The organism is Okeania sp. SIO2B9 (genome assembly GCF_010672505.1).
In the GTDB taxonomy this organism is placed as follows: Bacteria; Cyanobacteriota; Cyanobacteriia; order Cyanobacteriales; family Microcoleaceae; genus Okeania; species Okeania hirsuta.
Map to the genome: position 1 here is coordinate 1 of NZ_JAAHGK010001185.1, position 2382 is coordinate 2382.

At 34.6% G+C, this 2382-nt stretch carries 4 protein-coding genes and 1 pseudogene; 1 reads left to right on the plus strand and 4 read right to left on the minus strand.

The window, feature by feature from the left end:
• Nucleotides 1–29 precede the first annotated feature (29 nt).
• The 4 genes and pseudogenes from F6K13_RS28715 to F6K13_RS28730 form a co-directional block, all read right to left on the minus strand.
• The gene (locus tag F6K13_RS28715) at nt 30–365 is read right to left on the minus strand and encodes a XisI protein (protein ID WP_124145634.1); all 336 of its coding nucleotides are present in this window, start codon (nt 363–365) and stop codon (nt 30–32) included.
• Nucleotides 353–586: an element excision factor XisH family protein gene (locus F6K13_RS28720; protein ID WP_161564965.1), complete on the minus strand. Its 234-nt coding sequence runs from the start codon at nt 584–586 to the stop codon at nt 353–355. Before F6K13_RS28720 ends, F6K13_RS28715 begins: the two co-directional genes overlap by 13 nt.
• A gap of 218 nt (nt 587–804) precedes the next feature.
• Nucleotides 805–928: pseudogene (locus tag F6K13_RS28725) on the minus strand (element excision factor XisH family protein); the annotation flags it as partial.
• Between the two features lie 87 nt (nt 929–1015).
• Entirely contained in the window at nt 1016–1147 is a 132-nt protein-coding gene (locus tag F6K13_RS28730; protein ID WP_205127413.1) for an element excision factor XisH family protein, read from the minus strand.
• Between the two features lie 292 nt (nt 1148–1439).
• Here F6K13_RS28730 and F6K13_RS28735 point away from each other — a divergent pair, with 292 nt between their 5' ends.
• On the plus strand, nt 1440–2063 hold the full coding sequence (locus F6K13_RS28735; RefSeq protein WP_124145632.1) for a 7-carboxy-7-deazaguanine synthase QueE: 624 nt from the start codon (nt 1440–1442) through the stop codon (nt 2061–2063).
• The last annotated feature ends 319 nt before the right edge of the window (nt 2064–2382 follow it).

Genomic DNA, 2382 nt, shown 5'->3' on the forward strand with positions numbered 1-2382 from the left:
TTAATTGGAGTCGGTTATCAAGAGTCAAATTAACTCATCCCATACTCGGTAAATTGCCTCATATAGGGGGAATGAAATCCTAAAACAATATCATGTTTGGGAACTCCTAATGTCACTAATTCTTCAGCAAGATCGACCTCGGTTCCGTTGTATTGTATCCAGATTTTTTCGTTAATAATATCGACGTGCATAATACAACCATAAATTCGCCTCCTTTGATGCCAACCCACCCTAAATAATAAATAATTGTCTCCTTCTAGATGAAAAATTAATTCGGTTCTGACATCTTCTAGATCGAGTTTGTATTGCCCGTATTCGGAAATTACTTTTTTAATTGCTTCTCGGTACTTTTCTAGTTTTTCCATTCAATAATTACCTCCATATCTGAATCATAAACTATTAGTTTAATTTCGTTGTATGCGATGGCAGTCTGGATAAATGGTCTGCTAAAAAAATCTCGATTTGCTTCTACAGGAATAGCTAAATAAAGGACGCGGGACGATTTTATTTCTTTCAAAGCTAAACTGTAATTAGGGTTTGCTGAAAAAGTCTTATGGGTAAGGGTAGGAGACAGGAGACAACCCACCCCTAACCCCTCCCAGGAGGGGAAAGACAGGAGACAGGAGAAATGGGAATTATAGAGGAGGTAGGAGGAAGAATAATCAAGGGATTATTCTGCGCAACTATGCGCCTAAAATGCTAATTTTTTGAACAATTACGACATAAAAGCTTGGACTTTTTTTAACTAAAAAATGCGCTCAACCAATATAAGTCAATGCTTTTAGATTTAATCAGCAAACCCTAATTAATAAACTGTCCGACGGCAAGATGGAAATCATAAATTGCCGATTTTCCCAGGAAACTTTTAATCTCAACAGCGATTTTTTGCCCCTCTTTTTCAGCCAGCAATTAATTTTTCTGCACCTAGTGCCGCTACGCGGAAGTCAAAAGTCAAAAGTCAAAAGTCAAAAGTTAAAAGTATTGATTTGTAATTGTTTTAGGATTTTGTAACTGGTCAGTTATTTCCACCATCCTGCACTAGATCGATAAACATTCCTACGTCACCAAGTGGATCGTGAGTTATAGTCCATCCTTCTTTTTCAAGGGCACGTTTGACTGTATCGTGAAAAATATCTTTAGCAGGCATTGTTTAAAGTGTTTCTACTTATATAGTCATTTTAAATAAGAATGAAATACTTTTTCTGCTGAAATTTTTTCTCTTATAGCAATTCCTAAAAAGTGTGAGGTACAAAATTTTAGGCTTGAGGGAAAAGGGAATAGGAAATAGGGAATAGAAAAAAAATCAAAACGAGTGTACCTCATAACTTTGGGAATTGCTATAAAGAAAAGCTTGTCTCAATCTAAACTGAAATGACTAATAAGATTGAATATGTCTATTATTAAAGACTTTTTCAGCAAACCCTATTTATAACTCAAACATGACAGAAAAATTAATAATTCCCATACATGAAACATTCCAAAAAACTATTCAAGGAGAAGGCTATTGGACAGGTACACCAGTAGATTTTATTCGTCTTGCTGGTTGCCCAGTAGGCTGTCATTATTGTGATACTGGTTATGCCAATGGAGGAGTTGATTTACCAAGGCAAATTAGAACTTTTGATGAGTTAATTAATGAGTTATTTTCTCCCAGAGTTGTTATTTCTGGTGGTGAACCTTTTATCCATAAACAGTTACCTAATCTAGTGAACAAAATAGAAGCTACTGGCAGACAAGTTTCTATAGAAACATCCGGTTGCTATTGGCAAGAAATTTCACCTCAGACTTGGATAACCCTTAGCCCTAAACAACATATTAGTTCTAAATATCCAGTTGTAAAACAGATGTGGATGCGGGCATCAGAAATAAAATTAGTAATAGAAACTGGTAAAGAGTTAGAATTTTATAGTAAAATTTTACTAGCAAATAATAATATTCCAGTTTTTCTCCAGCCAGAATGGTACAGTCGTAATCTTGCCTTACCATTGGTCCTAGAATTACTCCAAGAATATCCTAATTACCGCCTATCATTGCAGTTACATAAATATTTGGGAATACAATAATTTATAGTATGAAATTTAGGGATAAAAACCATGTAAAACGTAAGTTTAAACCCAATTAAAATTCAAGAGCATTACATTTTTTTAAGGCTGAGAAGATTTGAACCTAATATCTGTTCTAAAACTTAATAAAGACCGGATTCAAAGTTTGGGACTTGAGTTCGATCCTTCCTCCTTATTCCGTCTTTCTTTCCTAAGACCTCTTGCAAAATTTTTAATTAAATCAATTAAATATATGAAATCAACAATTCCCTATTCCCTATTCCCTATTCCCTATTCCCTGACTTCTGCAAGAAGTCTCTAGAAAATGCTGTACAAACCA